The organism is Microbacterium sp. ZOR0019 (assembly GCF_000800925.1).
GTDB classification, from domain to species: Bacteria; Actinomycetota; Actinomycetes; order Actinomycetales; family Microbacteriaceae; genus Microbacterium; species Microbacterium aurugineum.
In genome coordinates, this window is sequence record NZ_JRKC01000009.1 from 132,912 (window position 1) to 153,674 (window position 20,763).

At 67.3% G+C, this 20,763-nt stretch carries 17 protein-coding genes and 1 other RNA gene; 12 read left to right on the plus strand and 6 right to left on the minus strand.

The features are described 5' to 3' along the window. Nucleotides 1–28: 28 nt before the first annotated feature. The 5 genes from L978_RS02910 (at nt 29) to L978_RS02925 (ending at nt 5,847) form a co-directional block, all read left to right on the plus strand. Nucleotides 29–451, plus strand: coding sequence for a YchJ family protein (locus tag L978_RS02910; RefSeq protein WP_052193287.1), 423 nt, complete (start codon nt 29–31; stop codon nt 449–451). 36 nt (nt 452–487) lie between these two features. Beyond that, nucleotides 488–1,222, plus strand: coding sequence for a zinc ribbon domain-containing protein (locus L978_RS02915; protein WP_047520074.1), 735 nt, complete (start codon nt 488–490; stop codon nt 1,220–1,222). A 22-nt stretch (nt 1,223–1,244) separates the two neighbouring features. After that, complete coding sequence (locus L978_RS02920; protein ID WP_047520076.1) at nt 1,245–2,945, plus strand: bifunctional 3'-5' exonuclease/DNA polymerase; 1,701 nt, start codon at nt 1,245–1,247, stop codon at nt 2,943–2,945. A 40-nt stretch (nt 2,946–2,985) separates the two neighbouring features. Further along, an RNA gene (gene rnpB / locus L978_RS18210) (RNase P RNA component class A) lies at nt 2,986–3,342 on the plus strand. 144 nt (nt 3,343–3,486) lie between these two features. Then, nucleotides 3,487–5,847, plus strand: coding sequence for an arylsulfatase (locus L978_RS02925; RefSeq protein WP_047520078.1), 2,361 nt, complete (start codon nt 3,487–3,489; stop codon nt 5,845–5,847). Between the two features lie 29 nt (nt 5,848–5,876). On the opposite strand, the gene ppgK is transcribed toward L978_RS02925, so the two are convergent. Then, nucleotides 5,877–6,623, minus strand: a complete 747-nt coding sequence (ppgK, locus tag L978_RS02930; protein ID WP_047520080.1) for a polyphosphate--glucose phosphotransferase — start codon at nt 6,621–6,623, stop codon at nt 5,877–5,879. 68 nt (nt 6,624–6,691) lie between these two features. Between ppgK and L978_RS02935 the strand changes: the two genes are divergently transcribed. The 4 genes from L978_RS02935 to L978_RS02950 are packed head-to-tail and all read left to right on the plus strand — an operon-like array spanning nt 6,692 to nt 12,210. Beyond that, complete coding sequence (locus L978_RS02935; RefSeq protein WP_047520082.1) at nt 6,692–6,916, plus strand: hypothetical protein; 225 nt, start codon at nt 6,692–6,694, stop codon at nt 6,914–6,916. Between the two features lie 2 nt (nt 6,917–6,918). Then, entirely contained in the window at nt 6,919–8,256 is a 1,338-nt protein-coding gene (gene glnA, locus L978_RS02940) for a type I glutamate--ammonia ligase (RefSeq protein WP_047520084.1), read from the plus strand. A 7-nt stretch (nt 8,257–8,263) separates the two neighbouring features. Then, on the plus strand, nt 8,264–11,239 hold the full coding sequence (locus L978_RS02945; RefSeq protein WP_047520086.1) for a bifunctional [glutamine synthetase] adenylyltransferase/[glutamine synthetase]-adenylyl-L-tyrosine phosphorylase: 2,976 nt from the start codon (nt 8,264–8,266) through the stop codon (nt 11,237–11,239). Between the two features lie 50 nt (nt 11,240–11,289). Beyond that, entirely contained in the window at nt 11,290–12,210 is a 921-nt protein-coding gene (locus tag L978_RS02950; protein WP_052193282.1) for a diacylglycerol/lipid kinase family protein, read from the plus strand. Nucleotides 12,211–12,244: 34 nt separating this feature from the next. Here L978_RS02950 and L978_RS02955 read toward each other — a convergent pair whose 3' ends face one another. Together L978_RS02955 and glnA (L978_RS02960) are read right to left on the minus strand one after the other, a co-directional pair. Further along, on the minus strand, nt 12,245–13,378 hold the full coding sequence (locus tag L978_RS02955) for an AI-2E family transporter (protein ID WP_081996899.1): 1,134 nt from the start codon (nt 13,376–13,378) through the stop codon (nt 12,245–12,247). 171 nt (nt 13,379–13,549) lie between these two features. Beyond that, a complete protein-coding gene (gene glnA, locus L978_RS02960; RefSeq protein ID WP_047520093.1) occupies nt 13,550–14,974 on the minus strand; it encodes a type I glutamate--ammonia ligase in 1,425 nt (474 codons plus the stop codon). Nucleotides 14,975–15,121: 147 nt separating this feature from the next. On the opposite strand from glnA (L978_RS02960), the gene L978_RS02965 reads away from it, so the two are divergent. Continuing rightward, nucleotides 15,122–15,550: an RDD family protein gene (locus L978_RS02965; RefSeq protein ID WP_047520095.1), complete on the plus strand. Its 429-nt coding sequence runs from the start codon at nt 15,122–15,124 to the stop codon at nt 15,548–15,550. Between the two features lie 27 nt (nt 15,551–15,577). Here the strand turns inward: L978_RS02965 and L978_RS02970 are convergent, their stop codons facing one another. Then, a complete protein-coding gene (locus tag L978_RS02970) occupies nt 15,578–16,069 on the minus strand; it encodes an ATP-dependent zinc protease family protein (protein WP_052193283.1) in 492 nt (163 codons plus the stop codon). Between the two features lie 20 nt (nt 16,070–16,089). Here L978_RS02970 and L978_RS02975 point away from each other — a divergent pair, with 20 nt between their 5' ends. Further along, nucleotides 16,090–17,277 carry a RimK family alpha-L-glutamate ligase gene (locus L978_RS02975; RefSeq protein ID WP_047520097.1) on the plus strand — a complete coding sequence of 396 codons (1,188 nt, stop codon included), beginning with the start codon at nt 16,090–16,092 and terminating at the stop codon, nt 17,275–17,277. Nucleotides 17,278–17,334: 57 nt separating this feature from the next. Here the strand turns inward: L978_RS02975 and L978_RS02980 are convergent, their stop codons facing one another. Then, entirely contained in the window at nt 17,335–18,045 is a 711-nt protein-coding gene (locus L978_RS02980) for a DUF4191 domain-containing protein (RefSeq protein WP_047520099.1), read from the minus strand. A 158-nt stretch (nt 18,046–18,203) separates the two neighbouring features. On the opposite strand from L978_RS02980, the gene L978_RS02985 reads away from it, so the two are divergent. After that, nucleotides 18,204–19,730, plus strand: a complete 1,527-nt coding sequence (locus L978_RS02985; RefSeq protein ID WP_047520102.1) for a hypothetical protein — start codon at nt 18,204–18,206, stop codon at nt 19,728–19,730. 9 nt (nt 19,731–19,739) lie between these two features. Here the strand turns inward: L978_RS02985 and L978_RS02990 are convergent. Next, a partial coding sequence (locus L978_RS02990; RefSeq protein ID WP_047520104.1) for a 2-oxo acid dehydrogenase subunit E2 occupies nt 19,740–20,763 on the minus strand: 1,024 nt, incomplete at its 5' end.

Sequence of the window (20,763 nt, forward strand, 5' to 3'; positions counted from 1 at the left end):
GCGTTTCTCCCGAGCGTACGCTGGAGGGATGACAAAGGACGCGGACACGGCGCTGGATGACGCTTCGGCTGTCGAGTCGTCGCGGTGCCCGTGCTCCTCCGGTGACGTGTTCGGACGGTGCTGCGCACCGTTGCTGCGAGGCGCACCGGCCCCGACCGCGGAGCGTCTCATGCGCTCCCGCTACACCGCGTTCCGCCTCGGCGATGCCGCGCATCTGTTGCGGACCTGGCACCCGACGACGAGGCCCCAGGCCATCGAGTTCGACCCGGAGCTGCACTGGCGGCGTCTGATCGTCCTGGATCGCGGGGCGGGTGGTCCGTTCGATCGGGAGGGCGTCGTGGAGTTCGAGGCCTTCTGGCGCCAGGGCGCGGAGCGCGGTTCCTTGCACGAGCGCAGCCGCTTCGTGCGCGAGGACCGACAGTGGCTCTACGTCGACGGAGACGTCCGCTGATGGGCGGATGTCGCTGTAGCGACTAGATTTGAGAGCGTGAACGCCAGCCCCGAGAACCAGCGCACCCTGCTCGACATCGCCGACCTGGATCGGCGCATCGCGCAGGCAGAGCGTGCACGAACGAAGCCGAGTCAGGCGGGCCGCATCACCGAACTCGTCGCCATCCGTCAGGAACAGCTCCGTGAGCTGACCGCTCTCACCGGTGCCCGCGATGACGTGCGCACCGAACTCACACGGCTCGAATCCGACGTCGCGGTCGTCGCGGCGCGTCGGAACCGCGACGCCGAGCGCCTCGCCACGGCCACGAACCCGAAGGACGCACAGGCCCTCGAGCACGAACTGGCGAGCCTCGCCAAGCGGCAGAGCGATCTCGAAGACGCGCAGCTCGACGTGATGGGACGACTCGAAGAGGCGGAGGCCTCCGTCGCCGCGCAGCAGGCGCTGCTGGAGACGACGACGGCGGAGGGCACGTCGCTCACGGCCCAGGCGAAGGCCGACGTCGCGGCGGCGACCGATCTGGGGAGTCAGCTCGCCCGCGACCGTGCGGCTGTCGCCGAGAGCGTGCCGCCGCAGTTGCTCGCCGAGTACTCGCGCCGCGCAGCGAACAGTGCGGGCGCGGCGTTGCTCACCCGCGGGACGTGTGAAGGCTGCCGCATCCTGCTCCCCAGCACCGACCTGAACGACATCCGTCGTGCGGCGGACGACCTCGTCGTGTCGTGCCCCGAGTGCGGCTGCATCCTGGTTCGTACCGAGGAGTCCGGGCTCGCATGAGCGGTGCCCGCACGCACCGCTCATGACGGTGCCGGCGTCGGGCGTCGAACGGCGGATCGCGCTGATCTCGCTGGGGCCGCAGGACCACGTCGCCATCGAGCTCGATGCCGACGACGAAGAGCAGAGCCGCACGCCACTGCGCTCAGACGATCTCGCGACGTGGGTGCGGTCCGTCGAGGCCGCCGACGCTCCGCGATGGATCATGCGTTCGGCCGTGGAGACGTACGCGCTTCTGCTCGCCGACGGGGTGCGGATCGCGCGCAGTCATGATCTGGTGCTCTGCCACGCGATCCTCCGGGACACGTCCTCGGTGGAGACTCCGCTGCCGTCCTCCCCGGAATGGGAGCGTCGCGAGCCCACCGTGGCGTTGCCCTCGCTGTTCGATGTGTTCGACGATGAGCGAGGCGACGATCCGATCGCCTCGATGCTCGATCAATACCGTGCGCAGCGCCGGGTGATCGCTGGCGCGCCGGACGGACGCCTCACTCTGCTGTGCGCCGCGGAGTCGGCGGGCGGTCTCATCGCGGAGGAGATGCGGGTCGCGGGCCTGCCCTGGGATGAGGACGTGCACGATGCGATCCTGACCGAGACCCTGGGCACCCGTCCCGTCGCCGGAGGTGTGCCGAGCCGGATGGTCGAGCTCGGTGATCGCGTGCGAGACCTCTTGGGGGACGCATCCCTTCACCTCGACAGCCAGCAGAAGCTGCTCCGCGCGTTGCACCGCGTGGGGGTGCAGGTCGAGTCCACGAGTCGGTGGGAGCTCGCCGAACACGATCACCCGGTCGTCGAACCGCTGCTCGCGTACAAGAAGTTGTCCCGGCTCCTGAGCGCCAATGGCTGGGCCTGGCTCGCCGAGTGGGTGCATGACGGGCGGTTCCGTCCGGTGTACATCCCCGGGGGCGTGGTCACCGGACGATGGGCGTCGGCCGGCGGGGGAGCGCTGCAGCTGCCGCGCAGCCTTCGTCCCGCGGTGCGGGCCGATCCCGGATGGACCCTGGTCGTCGCCGACGTGGCGCAACTGGAGCCCCGCATGCTCGCCGCGATGGCTTCGGACGAGGCGATGGCGCTCGCGGCGCGGGGGAGCGACCTCTACGCCGGCGTCGTCGACTCCGGTGCGGTCGCGACGCGGGAGGAGGCGAAGTACGCGGTGCTGGGCGCGATGTACGGCGCCACGACGGGTGACAGCGGGCGGTTGGTGCCGCGTTTGCGCAAGGTGTACCCGCGCGCGATGGCCTTGGTCGATGCGGCGGCACGAACAGGCGAGGACGGCGGAATCGTGTCCACATGGCTCGGCCGATCGTCGCCTCGACCGTCGACGGAGTGGATGCGTCTCCAGTCGGAGGCGACGGGCGCCGATGCCGAGCCGGCGGTGGTGGCGCTCGCCCGGCGCAGGGCCCGTGATTGGGGACGGTTCACGCGCAACTTCGTGGTGCAGGGGACCGCCGCGGAATGGTCGCTCATCTGGCTCGCCGAGATCCGTCATCGCCTGCAGCAGATCCCGGAGGTGTTCACGGCAGCGGCGGCCTCCGGTCCGTTCGCGCGGGTGCCGCACCTCGCCTTCTTCCTGCACGACGAGGTGCTCCTGCACGTCCCGCAGGAGCATGCTGATTCCGCGGCCGAGGCCGTCCGGGAGGCCGCATCCGTCGCGACGACCCGGCTCTTCGGTTCCTTCCCGATCGATGTGCCCCTCGATCTGCGCGTTGCCGAGTCCGCCGAGAAGTAGCGGGAGCGCACGCAGGGAGAAAGTAGACTGGCTACGCGAATGGGTCGACTGGACGGTCGCGTTGCGGGAAACCGCACCGAGGAACGTCCGGGCTCCACAGGGCAGGACGGTGGGTAACGCCCACCCGGAGCAATCCGCGAGAAAGTGCCACAGAGAGTAGACCGCCCCGCAAGGGGTAAGGGTGAAAGGGTGGTGTAAGAGACCACCGGGGGCCATGGTGACATGGCCCGCCAGGTAAACCTCGTCCGGAGCAAGGTCAGACAGAGGATGTTGACGCGGCTCGCCGAGTCCTCGGGTAGACCGCTAGAGTGCCACGGCAACGTGTCGCCGAGAGAGATGACCGTCGAAGGGGCGAAGAACCCCGGAACAGAACCCGGCGTACAGGTCGGCCCATTCGCACCAATCGGCTTGAGCGGGGTCGATGCACGGGCTGGACCTCACCCGTGTCAGGTGAGGCGGTCGTCGGAACGTCGTGCTGTCCTTCCTAGGCTCACGGGTGCGAGGTCGCGACTGCCGCGGCCGGACCGACGGGAGTCCATCGATGTCCGCTGAAACCCCTGAGTTCGAAGTCAAGGTCGATCGCGACTCGTACCCTCGGCCGGAGTACCGATTCCCGAATGTCGATATCGAGACGTATGCGCAGGACTCCACGGCGGACTTCCCTCCGCCACAGGACGCGCCGGAGTCCGCGCCGAATGTGGTGATCGTGCTCATGGATGACGTCGGCTACGGGCTGGCGAGCACCTTCGGTGGCCTGATCGAGACACCGACGTTCGATCGACTCGCGGACGATGGACTGCGCTACTGCCAGTTCCACACCACGGCCCTGTGTGCTCCGACGCGTGCCGCGTTGCTGACCGGTCGCGACCACCACACCGCGGCCAGCGGTGTGATCGGCGAACAGGCGACGGGATTCCCGGGGTACACCGGGATCATCCCGAAGAGCTGTGGAACGATCGCCGAGATACTGTCGCAGAATGGCTACGCCACGGGATGGTGGGGGAAGAACCACAACGTTCCCGACAACATGACGAGCCCTGCCGGACCGTTCGACAACTGGCCGACGAGCATCGGGTTCGACTACTTCTACGGATTCATCGCGGGGGAGACGGACCAGTTCTATCCTCAGCTCACTCGCAACACGACGCCCGTCGAGCCGCCGCGGACGCCTGAAGAGGGATACCACCTCACGGAGGACCTCACCGACGATTGCATCCACTGGATCAGGACGCAGAAGTCCATCGCTCCCGAGCGTCCGGTGCTCGCCTACTTCGCGCCGGGCGCCACGCACGCGCCGCATCACCCGCCACTCGACTGGCGGGGTCGGCACGAGGGCAAGTTCGACTTCGGCTGGGACGAGTACCGCCGGAAGGTCTACGAGCGTCAGCTCGCTATGGGAGTCATCCCTGAAGGCACGGATCTCACGGAGCGTCATGCTGAGATCCCCGGTTGGGACGAGCACACCGACGACGAGAAGCGGCTCTTCGCCCGCCAGTTCGAGAACTATGCGGACTATCTCGCGGCAACCGATCACCAGGTCGGACGACTCGTCGATGAGCTCGAGGCCATGGGCGAACTCGACAACACCCTCTTCCTTTACATCATGGGTGACAACGGAACGTCTGCTGAAGGCACGTTGATCGGCACGTTCAATGAGATCCACACATTGAACGGATATCAGGAGAAGATCGAGGATCTCCTCCCGCACATCGACGAATGGGGACTTCCTGGCTCTTCTCCGCACATGGCGGTGGGGTGGGCGCATGCCGGCGACACACCCTTCCAGTGGACCAAGCAGATCGCGTCGCACTTCGGTGGCACGCGGAACGGCATGGCCGTGCACTGGCCGGCACGGCTCCTGGGCGCGGGCGAACGGCGTTTCCAGTTCTCGCACGTGGTCGACGTCGCGCCGACCATCCTGGAGGCTGTCGGTATCAGCGAACCGACCATGATCGGCGGGGTGCCACAGACGCCGATGGACGGCACGTCCTTCGCCTACACCTTCACCTCGAATCCCGAGCAGTCACGGCACACGACGCAGTACTTCGAGATGTACGGCAACCGTGGCATCTATCACAACGGATGGATGGCTTCGTGCCGGCATGGCAGGCTGCCCTGGATCGGCGCCGGCTCATTCTCGTGGGAGGACGACACCTGGGAGCTCTACAACATCGCAGAGGACTTCTCGCAGGCGCACGACCTCGCAACGGAGCATCCGACGAAACTCGCTGATTTGCAGACACTCTTCACTGTCGAGGCGGCCAAGCACAACGTCTTGCCGCTAGATGACCGCTTCGCCGAACGTCTGGACGTGCGACTGCGGCCCAGCTACTTCTTCGGCCGCACCCAAATCAGTTTCCCCCCGGGCCTCGTGCGACTCCCCGAAGGCAGCGGCCCGAAGACCAACAACGTCGACCACATCGTCACTGTCCCGGTCGTCATCCCTGATGATGGCGCCGAAGGGGTTCTCTTCCATGTCGGCGGCGACACAGCCGGATGGGTGCTGTTCGTCCGTGACGGCAAGCTCGTCTATCACTACAACTTCTTCAACCTCGAACGCTACGAAGTCGAATCCGACGTCGATGTGCCGACGGGCGTGTGCACACTCGGGTTCGAGTTCCGCAGTCTCCAGCCGGTGCCGGGAGGCCCGGCCGAGGTCGATCTCGTCATCGACGGAAAGGAGGTCGGCCACCTCGATCTCCCGCAGCAAGTCCGCGCCCGCTTCGGCGTGGAGAGTATGAGCGTGGGAATCAACACGGGTTCGCCGGTCGTCGACTCCTATCGAGAGAGGCGCGGCTACCCGTTCACCGGCGAGATCAAGAGCGTCGACATCGACTTCATCTCCGACCACACCGACGTCTCATCCGAGGAGAAAGTGAAACAACACCTCAGCATGGACTGAGCGAGGGAGTATCCCAGGAGCGGATCAGCTCAGTCGCCGGCGAGAGACGCCGCGCCGATGATGCCCGAGTTGTTCCGGTGGATCGCCGGGACGATCGGCGTCTTCAGGTCGAGCAGCGGGAGGAAGTCGCCGGCGTTCTTCGACACGCCGCCGCCGACCACGAACAGGTCGGGGCTGAACAGGAACTCGATGTGCGAGTAGAACGCCTGGAGGCGCTCCGCCCACTCGGCCCAGGTGAGGCCTTCGCGTTCGCGCGCCGACGTCGCGGCGTAGGTCTCGACCGACTCGTACTCGCGGAAGTTGAGATGTCCGAGCTCGGTGTTCGGCAACAGAATGCCGTCGTAGAGGAAAGCGGAACCGATGCCTGTGCCGAGTGTCGTGAGCAGGGTGAAGCCACGCACATCCCTGGCCGCGCCGTGGCGGGCCTCGGCGACGCCGGCCGCGTCCGCATCGTTCACGAACACGATGTTGCGGCCGAGGCCGTCGCGGAAGAACCGCTCGGCGTCGAAGTCGATCCATTCCTTGGACACGTTGGCGGCGGAGAGCGTCTTGCCACGCTTGACGATCGCCGGGAACGCCACGCCGAGCGGAAGCGTGGATTCATGCACGTCGAGGGTCTTCAGGACCGTCTGCACGGCCACGAGCACGTCCTGCGGCGATGCGCCCGCCGGAGTGGGGACCCGCACCCGATCGGATGCCATGACACCGTGCTCGAGGTCGACGATTCCCGCTTTGATTCCCGTGCCGCCGATGTCGACGCCGATCGCTTTTGCCATGGGGGATAGCTTAGCGACCGCCGTGCACGCCAGTAGGATCGATGACATCACGTGAAGAAGGGGCAGCCATGACTGACGGTGACCACAAGTACTGGTACAACTCGGAGACCGGCGAGGTCGAGTTCGGGATGATCTCGCCCTCCATCGATCGCATCGGTCCGTTCGACACGGAAGCGGAAGCCCGCCGCGCGCCCGAGGTGCTCCGCGAGCGTTCCCGCGCCTGGGCGGAGGAAGAGGCCGTCGAGCAGGGCTGGGACGTCAAGGGCGACACAAAGGGCCAGGGCACGGAGTAGCAATGGACAAGCAGAGGGACTTCGTCCTGCGGACGATCGAAGAGCGCGGCGTCAAGTTCGTGCGCCTGTGGTTCACAGACGTCATCGGCACGCTCAAGTCGGTGGCGATCGCCCCGGCCGAGGTCGAGGGCGCGTTCGCGGAGGGGATCGGCTTCGACGGCTCCGCCATCGAAGGACTGACCCGTACGCAGGAGTCCGACCTGCTGGCCCAGCCTGATCCGACCACGTTCCAGACGCTGCCGTGGCGCGGCGAGATCGATCCGACGGCGCGCATGTTCTGCGACCTGACGACGCCCGACGGTCAGCCGGCCGTCGCCGACCCGCGGCATGTGCTCAAGCGCACGCTCGCGAAGGCCGCGGACGCGGGCTTCACCTTCTACACGCACCCCGAGATCGAGTTCTACCTGCTCAAGTCGTCGTCGTTCGGGCCCGAGGGGCCCGTCCCCGTGGACTCGGCCGGCTACTTCGACAACGTCCCCGGTGGCACGGCGCACGACTTCCGCCGCCGTTCGGTGCGCATGCTGGAAGACCTCGGCATCTCCGTCGAGTTCAGCCACCACGAGGGCGGTCCCGGACAGAACGAGATCGACCTGCGGTACGCCGATGCGCTGACGACGGCCGACAACGTGATGACCTTCCGCACCGTGATCAAAGAGGTGGCGATCGAGCAGGGCGTCTACGCGACGTTCATGCCGAAGCCGCTCAGCGGGCAGCCGGGGAGTGGCATGCACACCCACATGTCGCTCTTCGAAGGCGACCAGAACGCCTTCTACGAAGAGGGCGCCAAGTACCAGCTCTCCAAGACCGGGCGCCACTTCATCGCGGGCCTGCTGAAGCACGCCAACGAGATCTCCGCGGTCACGAACCAGTTCGTCAACTCCTACAAGCGGCTCTGGGGCGGCGACGAGGCCCCGAGTTTCATCACCTGGGGACACAACAACCGCTCCGCGCTCGTGCGGGTGCCCATGTACAAGCCGAACAAGGGGCAGTCGTCTCGAGTCGAGTACCGTGCGCTCGATTCCGCGGCGAACCCGTACCTCGCCTACGCGCTCATGCTCGCTGCCGGGCTGAAGGGCATCGAAGAGGGCTACGAGCTCCCGCCCGAGGCCGAGGACAACGTGTGGGCGCTCAGCGACGCCGAGCGACGTGCGCTGGGCTACTCGGCTCTGCCGGCGAGCCTCGACCACGCCCTCGAGTACATGGAGGAGTCGGAGCTCGTCGCCGAGACGCTCGGCGAGCAGGTCTTCAACTACGTGCTGCTCAACAAGCGCAAGGAGTGGGAGGCGTACCGGGGGCAGGTCACCCCGCTGGAGCTGAAGAACAACCTCGAGCTGCTCTGAGTCGCGCATGGTCCGTCCGGACGACTCCGTCTCGCTCTCGGCGCTGGCCCGGCTCGGCTTCGCGGAACTGAGCGAGGCCGCGGCTTCCCTCACGGAACTCGCGGAGATCCTCGACCGACCGCACGGCGTGCTGCTCGAAGCAGACGATGCCGCGGACCCCGATGCCGCCGTGCGCGGGCTCCTCCGAGTGGCGCGCCGGGACGCGGCACCCCTGCGGGCGCTGCTCGACGACGAGGTGACGCGTCGACAGGTGTGGCGCGTGTTCGGTGCGTCGGAAGGGCTCGCAGACTTCTTCCTCCGTCACCCCGAGCAGCTCTCGGTGCTTGAAGGCTCGATCAGCGCACTCGCGACGACGGAGCAGATGCACGAGCGCCTGCTGGCGTCCGTCGATGCGAGAGACGGATTCGCGCAGACGGGTGATGACGACGCCGTGGTCGCGATCAGAGTCGCATACCGCCGCAGCCTCGCAGCCATCGCGGCATACGACCTCACTCACCCGTCGCCCGCGACCATCGTCGCCGAAGTCTCGGCTGCGCTTGCCGATCTCGCCGGCGCCGCACTCGAAGCGTCGCTCGCGGTTGCCAGGACGCGGCTTCAGGAATCGATGACCAGGGACGAAGTCGCTGCCACGCGCCTCGCCATCATCGGTATGGGTAAAGCCGGTGCCAGGGAGCTGAACTACGTCAGCGACGTGGACGTGATCTTCGTCGGCGGCACCAGAGACGAAGAGGTCGTCAGCGAGGCGAAGGCGATGGACATCGCCACCCGGCTCGCGCGCGAGACCATGCGCAATCTGAGCGGCATCGAAATCGAGCCGCCGCTGTGGGAGGTGGACGCGGCGCTCCGCCCAGAGGGCAAGCAAGGAGCATTGGTCCGTTCCGTCGCCTCCCATCTGGCCTACTACGACCGATGGGCCAAGAGCTGGGAGTTCCAGGCCCTGCTCAAGGCGCGCCCCCTCGCAGGGGACCCAGAACTCGGTGCCGAGTACATCGCCGCCGTGCAACCGAAGATCTGGTCGAGCGCGGCGCGGCAGGACTTCGTCGAAAGCGTGCAGCGGATGCGTGAGCGGGTGATGGAGCACATCGACCCCGAGGACGCGCCGTATCAGCTCAAGCTCGGCGCCGGTGGACTCCGTGACATCGAGTTCACGGTGCAGTTGCTCCAGCTGGTCCACGGCCTCACCGACGAGACCCTGCGTACGCGAGGCACGCTCGAGAGCCTCGACGCATTGGTCGAAGGTGGCTACATCGGGCGCGCGGACGCCGCGACCTTCGCCGACGACTACCGGCTTCTGCGGCTCATGGAGCACCGTCTCCAACTACGTGAGCTCAGTCGTACGCACCTCATGCCCAGAACTCCCGCGGGGCTGCGGGTGCTCGCTCGTGCCACCGGATTGGCCGAGAGCGGTGGCGCGGTCTGGTCGCGGTGGGAGAGCGTGCGGCGTGAGGTGCGGGAGATCCACACACGGCTGTTCTACCGGCCGCTTCTCAGCGCGGTCGCCGGGCTCCCCGAAGAGGAGCGCACGCTCTCGGCTGCGCAGGCGCATGACCGACTGGCGGCGATCGGGTTCCGCGACCCCGCGGGAGCCCTCCGTCACATCGGCGCTCTCACGAGCGGGCTCTCTCGCAAGGCCACCATCCAGCGTCATCTGATGCCCATCATGGTGCGCTGGTTCGCCGACGGGAGCGACCCCGACTATGCCCTCCTCGCCTTCCGGCGGATCAGCGAGCGCCTCGGCGACACCCCCTGGTTCCTCCGGATGCTGCGGGACTCCTCCGGCGCTGCCGAGAGCCTGACACGCTTGCTCTCCTCCTCGCGGTACATCGGTGAGCTGTTGGAGTGGATCCCCGAGTCGGTCGCGTGGCTGGACAGCTCCGGACGGCTGCGCCCCCGCGGAGCCGCGGCGTTGGATGAGGAGGCGCGGGCGATCCAGACGCGCCACGAGACCATCGGCGACGCCCTGCGTGCCGTGCGCGCGCTGCGTCGCCGGGAGCTCCTCCGTACGGCGATGGGGGCGGTCCTCGGCGTGCTCACCATCGAAGAGGTGGCGACGGCGCTCACGGACATCACCGAGGCGACCATCCAGGCCGCCCTGCGCGCCGTGCTCCGCGAGGTGGTCCCCGCAGAGGACGAGGATCTGGACTTCGCCGTCATCGCGATGGGGCGTTTCGGGGGAGCCGAACTCGGTTTCGGTTCGGATGCCGACATCCTCTACGTGTACGACGCGAACGGCGTCGACCCGCAGCGCGCGCAGAAGCTCGCCACGCAGATCGTCGCCGGACTCCGCGAGCACGTCACCGACCACAGGCTCCCGCTCGACCTCGATGCCGATCTCCGTCCGGAGGGGCGCAACGGTCCCGTCGTTCGATCCATCGAGGCGTACACCGAGTACTACCGTCGCTGGTCGTTGTCGTGGGAGGCGCAGGCGCTGCTGCGCGCACGAGGCGTGGCCGGGAGCACGAAGCTGATCGAGAAGTTCACCGCGCTGGCGGACACGATCCGCTATCCCGAGGCGGTCGACCTCCAGAGCACGCGCGAGATCAAGCGCATCAAGGCCAGGGTCGAGGGGGAGCGATTGCCGCAGGGCGCGGACCCCAGGCGGCATCTGAAGCTCGGCCCCGGAACGCTCAGCGACGTCGAATGGCTGGTGCAGATGCTGCAGCTCCAGCACGCGCATGCGATTCCCGGTCTGCGCACGACCTCGACGTTGGGCGCGCTCGATGCCGCCGTCGAAGCGGGGCTCGTGACCGAAGACGACGCCGAGCGGCTGCGCGAGGCGTGGCGACTGTCGAGCAGGCTCCGCTCGGCGATCACCCTCCTGACGGGCAAGACGAGCGATCTGCTTCCGGTGGATCGACGACAGCTGGATGCCATCGGTCGCCTTCTGGGCTATCCCGACCGGTCGGCGACCGAGCTCGAGGAGGACTACCTGGGTGTCACACGGCGTGCACGCAAGACCTTCGAGGACCTGTTCTACGGCTGAATCCGCGCCGCGAGTTTGCAGTATCGGGGCGCGTGTCCCAAGCTGACGATATGACTCACGCGCGCATCGGCATCGTCTGGAATCCTTCGAAGGTCGAGCAGGCGGATCTGCACGATGCGGTAGCCGGCGTCTTCGACGATTCGTATGACGTCCGTTGGTGGGAGACGACTCCGGAGGACCCCGGTCGCGGCATGGCTCGAGAGGCGCGTGACGACGCCAGGGACCTGGTGATCGCGGTCGGCGGCGACGGCACCGTCCGCGCGGTCGCAGAGGCGCTGGCGGGCTCGGAGACGGCGCTCGGGATCGTGCCGCAGGGGACGGGCAACCTTCTCGCTCGCAACCTCGAGGTCCCGCTGAACGATGTGACCGCCGCGCTGGAACGCATCCGTGATGCCGAGGCACGTCGCATCGACCTGGGATGGGTGTCGTACGACGGAACCGAGCATGCGTTCGCCGTGATGGTCGGCTTCGGTATCGACGCGCAGATGTTGGTCGAGACCGACGACGACCTCAAGTCGAAGGCTGGATGGCTCGCCTATGTCGAAGCGATGGGCCGCGCCCTCGCCGGCACCGAGATGACGGAGATCACTCTCGCCATCGACGGGGAGAAGGCGGTCGCCCTACGCGGGCACACCATGCTGATCGGCAACTGTGGGATGGTGCAGGGCGGGATCAGACTGCTGCCGGACGCCGTGCTCGACGACGGCAAGCTCGATGTGCTGATGGTCAGTGCAGACGGGGCGCTGCAGTGGCTCGACACCCTGCGGTCCTTCGTCTGGGACAACGGCATCCGCCGTCTGTTCGGTGCCACGGACGAAGCCGTCAGCACGGATTCCACACGCCACCTTCCCGTCGAGCGCATCGACGTCGAGTTGGCGACGCCGCTCATGTTCGAGATCGATGGCGAGGAGATGGGGGAAGTTTCCGCCTTCGAGGTGCGCGTGGAGCCCGGCGCCCTGCTCGTCCGGTAGGGACTCCGCTTCCGCGAACGGCGGTGGAGCCCGATCAGTGAGACGTCGCCGGGGGAACGATCTTCCGGTCCTGCGAAGGGAACGTCACCTTCTGCACGATGATGATGATGCTCGCCGCGACCGGGATCGCGACGAGCGCGCCGAGGATACCGCCCAGCGTTCCGCCGGCCACGGCGGCGATCACCACGAGCGCTCCCGGCACCGCAACGGCTCTGCTCATGATGCGGGGGGAGAGCACGTATGCCTCGATCTGCATATAGACCAGGTAGTAGATGATCGCGATCAGGGCGGTCAGGGGTGACACGAAGAGGCAGATCAACGAGTTGATGATCGAGGCGGTCAGCGTTCCCACCAAGGGGATCAGGGACCCGATGAAGGCGATCAGGGCGAGCAGCGCAGGAACGGGCGCGCCGATGATGCTGAGGAAGATCAGGCTCAGGATGCCGTTGATGAGCGCCAGGCTCGCTTGGCCGATCACATAGCGGCCGACGGCGCCGGAGACGTCTTCGAGGAGTCCGCTGAAGGTGTCGCGCTGGTAGGCCGGCACGAAGCGGGCGGCCACGTGCTTCATGCTCCGCAGCGAAGCCATGAAGTACAGGGTCAGGATCAGGACGATCGTGACGCCGGTCACCCCGCCCGCGATGCCCGCTCCGACGGCGAAGACACCACCTCCGATGTCGAGGAAGTTGTCCGGGTCCTGGACGAAGTCGAGAACGCCCTGGACGGCGTCCGTGATGGTGGAGCCGAACTGGCCGCTGACGTCCTTGTACCAGGCGCTGGCCATGAAGTCCTCGACCATCCGCGGGCCGTCCTTGATCAGGTTGCTGATCTGCTCGACGAGGAGCGGGATGATGGCGAGGATGATGCCCGCGAAAGCGAGGATCACGCCCGCTACGACGATCGTGACGGCTGCCGGTCGGGGGAGTCTCCGTTCGATGAACGTGACGATCGGGTCGAGGCCGAGCGCGAGGAACACCGCCACTCCGATGTACACGAGCACGGTGGCGAGCTGACCGATGACGCCGCCGATCGCCAGCGCCACGAGCACACCGAGTGCGCCGAGCAGGCCGAACTTGAACGGGTTCGTCCGCGCATACGCGCTGACGGCGTTCGATCGCTGTGTCGCGGTGTCTTCCGCGGGCGCGCGCAGCTCGGTCTTCACGGTCATTCTTCTACGGCGCATGGTTCCCCCGGTCGACGCTCAGACTCACAAGTTGATCACCCGGATGCCACGCGGTCAAGCGCGCCACGGCGCGACGAGGAGCGGGTTTCAGAGACGCGAAGGGCCCTACCGCCGCAGTCGCGACGGTAGGGCCCTCTCCGTGCCGTTCCGAGGTGGTCAGACCCCGAAGTACAGCTCGTACTCGAACGGGTGCGGGCGCTGTGCCATCGGCAGGATCTCGTTCTCGTACTTGTACGAGATCCAGGTCTCGATGAGCTCCTTGGTGAACACGCCGCCCTCGAGGAGGAACTGGTGGTCGGCCGCCAGCGCGTCGAGCGAGTCGAGCAGGGAGTTCGGGACCTGCGGGATGTCCTTGGCCTCCTCGGGCGGGAGCTCGTAGAGGTCCTTGTCGACGGGCTCGTGCGGCTCGATGCGGTTCTTGATGCCGTCGAGGCCCGCCATCAGCTGTGCGGCGAAGGCGAGGTAGGGGTTGCCCGAGGCGTCAGGGGCGCGGAACTCGATGCGCTTGGCCTTCGGGTTGGAGCCCGTGATCGGGATGCGGATCGCGGCGGAACGGTTGCCGGCCGAGTAGACCAGGTTGACCGGAGCCTCGAAGCCCTTGACCAGACGGTGGTAGCTGTTCAGGGTCGGGTTGGTGAACGCGAGCAGCGCCGGCGCGTGTGCCAGGATGCCGCCGATGTACCAGCGCGCGATGTCGCTGAGCTGACCGTAGCCGGCCTCGTCGTAGAACAGCGGCTCGCCGCCGTTCCACAGCGACTGGTGCGTGTGCATACCCGAGCCGTTGTCGCCGTAGAGGGGCTTCGGCATGAAGGTCGCGACCTTGCCCCACTCCTGGGCGGTGTTCTTGACGATGTACTTGAACTTGAGGATGTCGTCCGCCGCGTGGACCATCGTGTCGAAGCGGTAGTTGATCTCCTGCTGACCGGCGGTTCCCACCTCGTGGTGCGAACGCTCGAGCGTGAAGCCGGACTCGATGAGCTTGAGGGTGATGTCGTCACGCAGGTCGGCGGTCTTGTCGACCGGGCTCACCGGGAAGTAGCCGCCCTTGTACGGGGTCTTGTTGGCGAGGTTGCCGCCCTCTTCCTCACGGCCGGTGTTCCACGCGGCCTCCTCGGAGTCGACCTTGTAGAAGCTCTCGCCTGCGGTGACCGAGTAGCGGACGTCGTCGAAGATGTAGAACTCCGCCTCGGGGGCGAAGAAGGCGGTGTCGGCGATGCCGGTCGAGGCCAGGTACTTCTCGGCCTTCTTGGCGACCTGACGCGGGTCCTTGGAGTAGATCTCGCCGGTGCGCGGGTTGTAGATGTCGAAGAGCATGACGAGCGTGCTCGCCTCGCGGAACGGGTCGACGTACGCCGTCGTGACGTCGGGGATGAGCTGCATGTCCGACTCGTGGATGCTCGCGAAGCCGCGGATCGAGGAACCGTCGAACAGCTGGCCGTCGGTGAAGAAAGCCTCGTCGACCGTCGATGCAGGAATGTTGAAGTGCTGCTGAACACCCGGGAGATCGGTGAAGCGGATGTCAAGGAACTTGACGTCGTTCTCCTTGATGTAGGTCAGTACTTCGGACGAATCTTTGAACATGTACGACTCCTGTAATGCGGATCGATGGCTTCACGGCCACTCTGCAGAGTACGGACGGGGGATTTCTCTACGGTATCCGCTTTGTTTCGGGCGTGTTACAGGCGTGAGGTCGTCACGGCGACTTTTCGGGCTCGGTAGGCTGGGGGAGTGACGGATGCTGTGAACACGTACCCCGGTGAGCGACTCGGACTCCCGGAGTCGGGTACCGGGAGCATCGCCCGCCCCGGTCGGCGCATCGGCGCTCTTCTGATCGACTACGCCGCGGCGACGATCATCGCGACGGGCTTCCTCGGATACGACCAGTTCGCGCTCCCCACGGAGGCCGGGCTTACCCAGTTCGCGCCGATGCTCGTGTTCGCGGTGCTTCAGATCCTCTTCATCCCGACGGCGGGCGGCAGCCCGGGCCACCGCATCCTCGGAATGCGTCTGGTGCGTCGAGACGGCGGCTGGATCGGTCTGTGGCGTCCTGTGGTGCGGACACTGCTGCTCATCGTCGTCGTCCCCGCGGTGATCTGGGATAGCGACCAGCGCGGCCTCCACGACAAGGCCATCGGGACGATCCTCATCCGCGCCTGAGACGTGATCCGCGCCTGAGCCGAGCGCTCAGACTTTGCCGCGGTTGCGACGTCGCGCGTCGCGGGGCGCGCGGCCGCCGAGGAACGATCGCGCCGGGTCGACGGAGAAACCCTGTCGAAGGGCCTCGCGTCCGATGAGCATGCGGAACCCCATCTCGTCGCGGTTGCTCAGCGTCACCTCCGCGAGCACTTCGCGGTCCACGAGACGGATCAGCAGCTCCACCACGAGACGCTCCTGCGCGTGCCCTGAGGAGCTCCGTACGGCCCGACGGTCGTGCACGGGGCACTCCACGACCACGGCATCCTCCTGGCTGTCCTGCCAGGGCTTGACCTTGAAGCGGACCCAGTTCTCGCCGTCCTGTGCGAACTCCACGATGTCGAAGGCGTGCAACGACGAGGTGCGCGCGCCCGTGTCGATCTTGGCCTTGATCCAGTCCACTCCGAGATCGGGCAGGCTCACCCATTCTCGCCACCCCGTAAGGGTGTTTGAATGGGGGGTAGACCTACTCACCTGATACATCCTGGCAGGAAAAATCCCCCGTGAAGATCGCAGTGCTCTCCCGCGCGCCGCAGGCGTACTCCACTCAGCGACTGCGCGCCGCGGCGCTTCAGCGCGGACACAACGTGAAGGTGTTGAACACCCTGCGTTTCGCGATCGATCTGACTGCCGATGAACCCGACCTCCACTACCGCGGTCGCCAGCTGAGCGACTACGACGCCATCCTGCCGCGCATCGGCAACTCGATCACGTATTTCGGCACCGCCGTGGTGCGGCAGTTCGAGCAGATGGACGTCTACACGCCGAACACCGCCAACGGGATCTCGAGTGCCCGCGACAAACTGCGGGCGAACCAGATCCTGTCACGGCACAACATCGCGATGCCGCCGACCGCGTTCGTGCGCAACCGCGCCGACGTGCGACCGGCGATCGAGCGGGTCGGTGGTGCTCCCGTCGTGATCAAGCTCTTGGAGGGAACGCAGGGGATCGGTGTCATCCTCGCTCCGCAGGTCAAGGTGGCCGAGGCGATCATCGAGACGCTCCACTCCACCAAGCAGAACGTCCTGATCCAGAAGTTCATCTCCGAGAGCCGTGGGCGCGACATCCGGGCGCTGGTGGTCGGCGATCGAGTGGTCGCGGCGATGCGTCGTTCCGCGGCCGGAGACGAGTTCCGCTCGAACGTGCACCGCGGCGGATCGGTCGAGGCAATCGAACTGGACCCCGTCTACGAGCGTGCGGCCGTGCGGTCCGCCCAGATCATGGGTCTGCGGGTGGCGGGTGTCGACATGCTCGAGGGCGACGACGGCCCGCTGGTCATGGAGGTCAACTCCTCGCCGGGGCTTCAGGGGATCGAGTCCGCGACGAAGCTCGACGTCGCCGGTGCGATCATCGACTACATCGCCGGGCAGGTCGCTTTCCCCGAGATCGATGTCCGCCAGCGTCTGACCGTCTCGACGGGCTACGGCGTCGCCGAGCTCATGGTGCACGGCGCCGTCGACCTGGTCGGGAAGACTCTCGGCGAGGCAGGGCTCTGGGAGCGCGACATCACGGTCCTCACGCTCCACCGCGGCGTCAGCGTGATTCCCAATCCCCGCAAGCACGTCGTGCTGGAAGCGGACGACAGGCTGTTCTGCTTCGGCAAGCTCGACGAGATGCGTTCGATGGTTCCCGAGCGACGCCGTCGGCGCGCGAAGGTTCGCCGCCTGCCACGTCAGCCGCTCTCGGAGTGAGCGAGAACGCGGCCGCCCTCGAAAGAGGACGGCCGCGTTCTTCGTGCGGGTGTCAGATCACCGCGGACGCTGTGAGCGTACCTTCGTGGGGTCGATCCCCTTGGGAATCGGCAGCGAGGACAACGACTGCGACACGGACTCCACGCGGCGGATGACGGCAGCCATGGTGGCCTTGTCGATCGCCTTGGGGATCTTCTTGATCGTCTTCGCGAGGTCGGCGATCGCGACCTCGTCTTCGCCGTGTCCGACATAGATCACCGTGATCGGGACGCCGTGTGCGACGCGCTGGGCCTTGCTGCGCTCCTCGTTGACCAGGCGGGTGAGTCGGCCACGCGCGCCCTCGCCCACGACGACGATGCCACCACGGCCGATCGTGCGGTAGACGGCTTCCTGCGTCTTCGGGTTGATGCCGACCGGTGTCTCCGAGGCCTGCCACTTGCGGCCGAGACTGGTGCTGAGCACGTGGCCGGTGGCGCCGGGCATGCCGTCGATCTTCGCGTACATGGCCGACGTCGACAGGCGCGTCATGAGGAACAGCGCGCCGAGGATACCCAGCATCAGGCCGGTGATGCCCCAGAGGATGAGGGTCCAGACCTGGAAGGGCGGGATCAGATAGCCGGCGACGAGGCCGAGGAGGACGCCGCCGATGAGGATCGCGAGCTGTGCCCAGGGAAGCCACGAGTAGGCCTCGCGGGTGAACCGGAAGAGGGACTTGATCTGGGAGAAGAACCCAGGACGCTTTTCGGGTTCAGAAGCACGCTTTGCCATGAGGACCAGCCTACCGAGTCCTCGGCCCTCCTGATGTCGGCGTTCGCGCGAAGCGGAGGCGCACGCACCTCTTCTGCACATGCGCGGAAACCCTCGGAGTCTATTCACAATGCCTCCGAACACCCCGTCGAGCGCGCTCGGTGCGCTCTGATGGAGCAATGGCGGAGATCGAAGCGGGTGCCCGACGGGGCGAGGTGCTCCTTCCCGGGGCGCACCGGGTGGTTCGGACACTCGACGGCGCGGAGGGGCCGTTCGCCGGTGCGCTCGTCACCTCTGGGGAGGGGGTGGCAGTGCGTGTCGACGCAGCGGCACTCAGCGGCTGGGTGGGGTGGCGCCATGCCGGGGCGGAGCATGTCGCTGCGCCTCTCGATGTGGTGCGTCGGAGGGGAGGGCATGACGTACTGCTCCCGTGGTGCACGGACCGGGTGCTGGGGTTCCTGGTCCGTCGCACGGCTGCGGGCACGGTGCTGACACCCGGGGAGTGCAGCACGCTCGTCATAAGCCTGTTGCGCGGTCTCCGCGAGGTCGGGGAGGACCCTGGGGAGGCCCGCAGCGGGGAATGGTGGGTGACCGACGGCGGACGCCCGGTCTTCGTCTTCGGTCAGGGAGGGGACGTGCGGGAGGGCATCGGCGTCATCCTCGAGCGGCTGCAGGAGCACAGCCCCGACAAGGTGGTGAAGCGGGTGCTCGACAGCGTCGGGCGAGGGCTGGAGAAGGCGGCTGAGCAGCCGCGCCTCCCGGTCAAGCTGCTCGCACAGTGGGAGCAGGAGTTGCTGGGAGTCGCTGCTCCGCAACCTCTCGATCGCGCGCTGCATGCTCCGGAGCGCGCGCGGGAGGTCGCGCGCGCCGTCACGTCGCACGACCTTCGCGTGTCACCGCGACGCGGGGAGGCTTCTCGATCCGCAGAGGCCCTGCGTGGTCGTCGTCGCGGGAGGAGGGAGCTCCTTCGCTCGCGGGGCGACAAGGACATCGCGGACTGGGTACGGGCGGCGGGCGCCCTCGTGCGTGTGCTCGGCGGAGCGGTGCGGGAACGGACGGCGTTCGCCCGCCGGAACGGGCCCAGGCGAGCGACGGAGAGCTCGGGCGCCGGGAGCGCCGATGTGTCGCGGCGGCGGGCTCTGCTCATCGCGGGTGCGGCCGCCGCGGCGGTGCTGGCCGTCGGGCTGTTGTGGCCCAGCGGGGGCGTGTCCGGAGAGGCTGCGGATGTGGAGGCAGCGGATGTGGAGGGCGGTGCGACTTCCCCGGAGCCTTCCACTGCAGCGTCGACCGAGGCCGGGGCGGACTCCGAGGTGACGCAGGATCCCCGTCGACGCGCCGGGTCGCCGGACCCCGACGGGGTGTCGCCGGAGCCGGACGAGGTCGCTCCCGCAGAAGTCGACCCTGCCGCGGCGGCAGCGTCGTTGCTCCGTGTCATCGCGGACTGTCGGGTTCAGGGCGACGTGTCCTGCGAGGACGCCGTGGCGGAGGGGGCGACCAGGGTCCTGGATGCCCTCGACGCGGCGACGGACGGAACACCGACATTCGAGTTGGTGGATGAGTACGGGGACATCGCCGTCGTTCGTGTCGCCGTGGACGCACAGGCGGATGCCGCGAACACATCAGGGCGTCTCATCATGGTGCTTCTCCGCACGCAAGAGAAATGGCTGGTCCGCGACGTGTATGACGTCGCGGACCAGCCAGGGTGAACTCTCGGGTCAGGCGCCGAGCTGAGCGGCGAACTGAGCCGACTCGAGGCGTGCCTTGACGGCGCCCAGGAAGCGGGCAGCGTCGGCACCGTCGATGATCCGGTGGTCGTAGGAGAGTGCGAGATACACGTACGACCGGACAGCGATGGCATCTGCACCGCCGACCTTCACGAGACCGGGGCGCTTCACGACCGTTCCGGTGCCCAGGATCGCCGACTGCGGGAGGAAGACCACCGGAGTGTCGAACAGGGCACCACGGGAACCCGTGTTGGTCAGCGTGAACGTTCCACCGGCGAGCTCGTCGGGCTTCAGCTTGTTGTCGCGGGTCCGGGCGGCGAGATCGGCGATCTCATGAGCGATCTGCGCGATGTTCTTCGAGGCGGCGTCGCGCAGCACGGGGGTGAGCAGTCCGCGCTCGGTGTCGACCGCGATCGACACGTTCTCGCTTTCGGGGTACACGATGTTCTCGCCGTCGACTGTGGCGTTGATGATCGGGAAGGCCTGGAGGGCCTCGGCGGTCGCCAGCGCGAAGAACGGCAGGAAGGAGAGCTTGTCGCCCGTCTTCTCGAGGAAGGACGCCTTGACGCTGTCGCGGTACTCGGCGAGAGCCGTGACATCGACCTCGACGACCGTCGTCAGCTGAGCGGTCTGCTGCATCGACTCGACCGCACGCTTGGCGAGGACCTTCCGCAGACGCGACATCGGCTGGGTGGTGCCGCGCAGCGGGGAGACCTCGAGCGGCGCCGGGGCGGGAGCGCTGGCTGCGGCGGGCGCAGCGGACGCGGTCTCAGCGGCCTTGAGGACGTCTTCCTTGCGGATACGACCCCCCACGCCGGTTCCCTGGACGGAGGCGAGATCGACTCCCTGCTGCGAGGCCAGACGGCGCACGAGGGGCGTCACGTAGAGGTTGTCGCTCTCGGTCGGCAGCGTGAGCTTCGGTGCAGCGGGAGCGGCGGCGGGTGCCGGAGCAGCGGCCGGTGCGGGAGCAGCCGGAGCCGCAGCCGCAGCCGGTGCAGGAGCGGCCGGCGCTTCG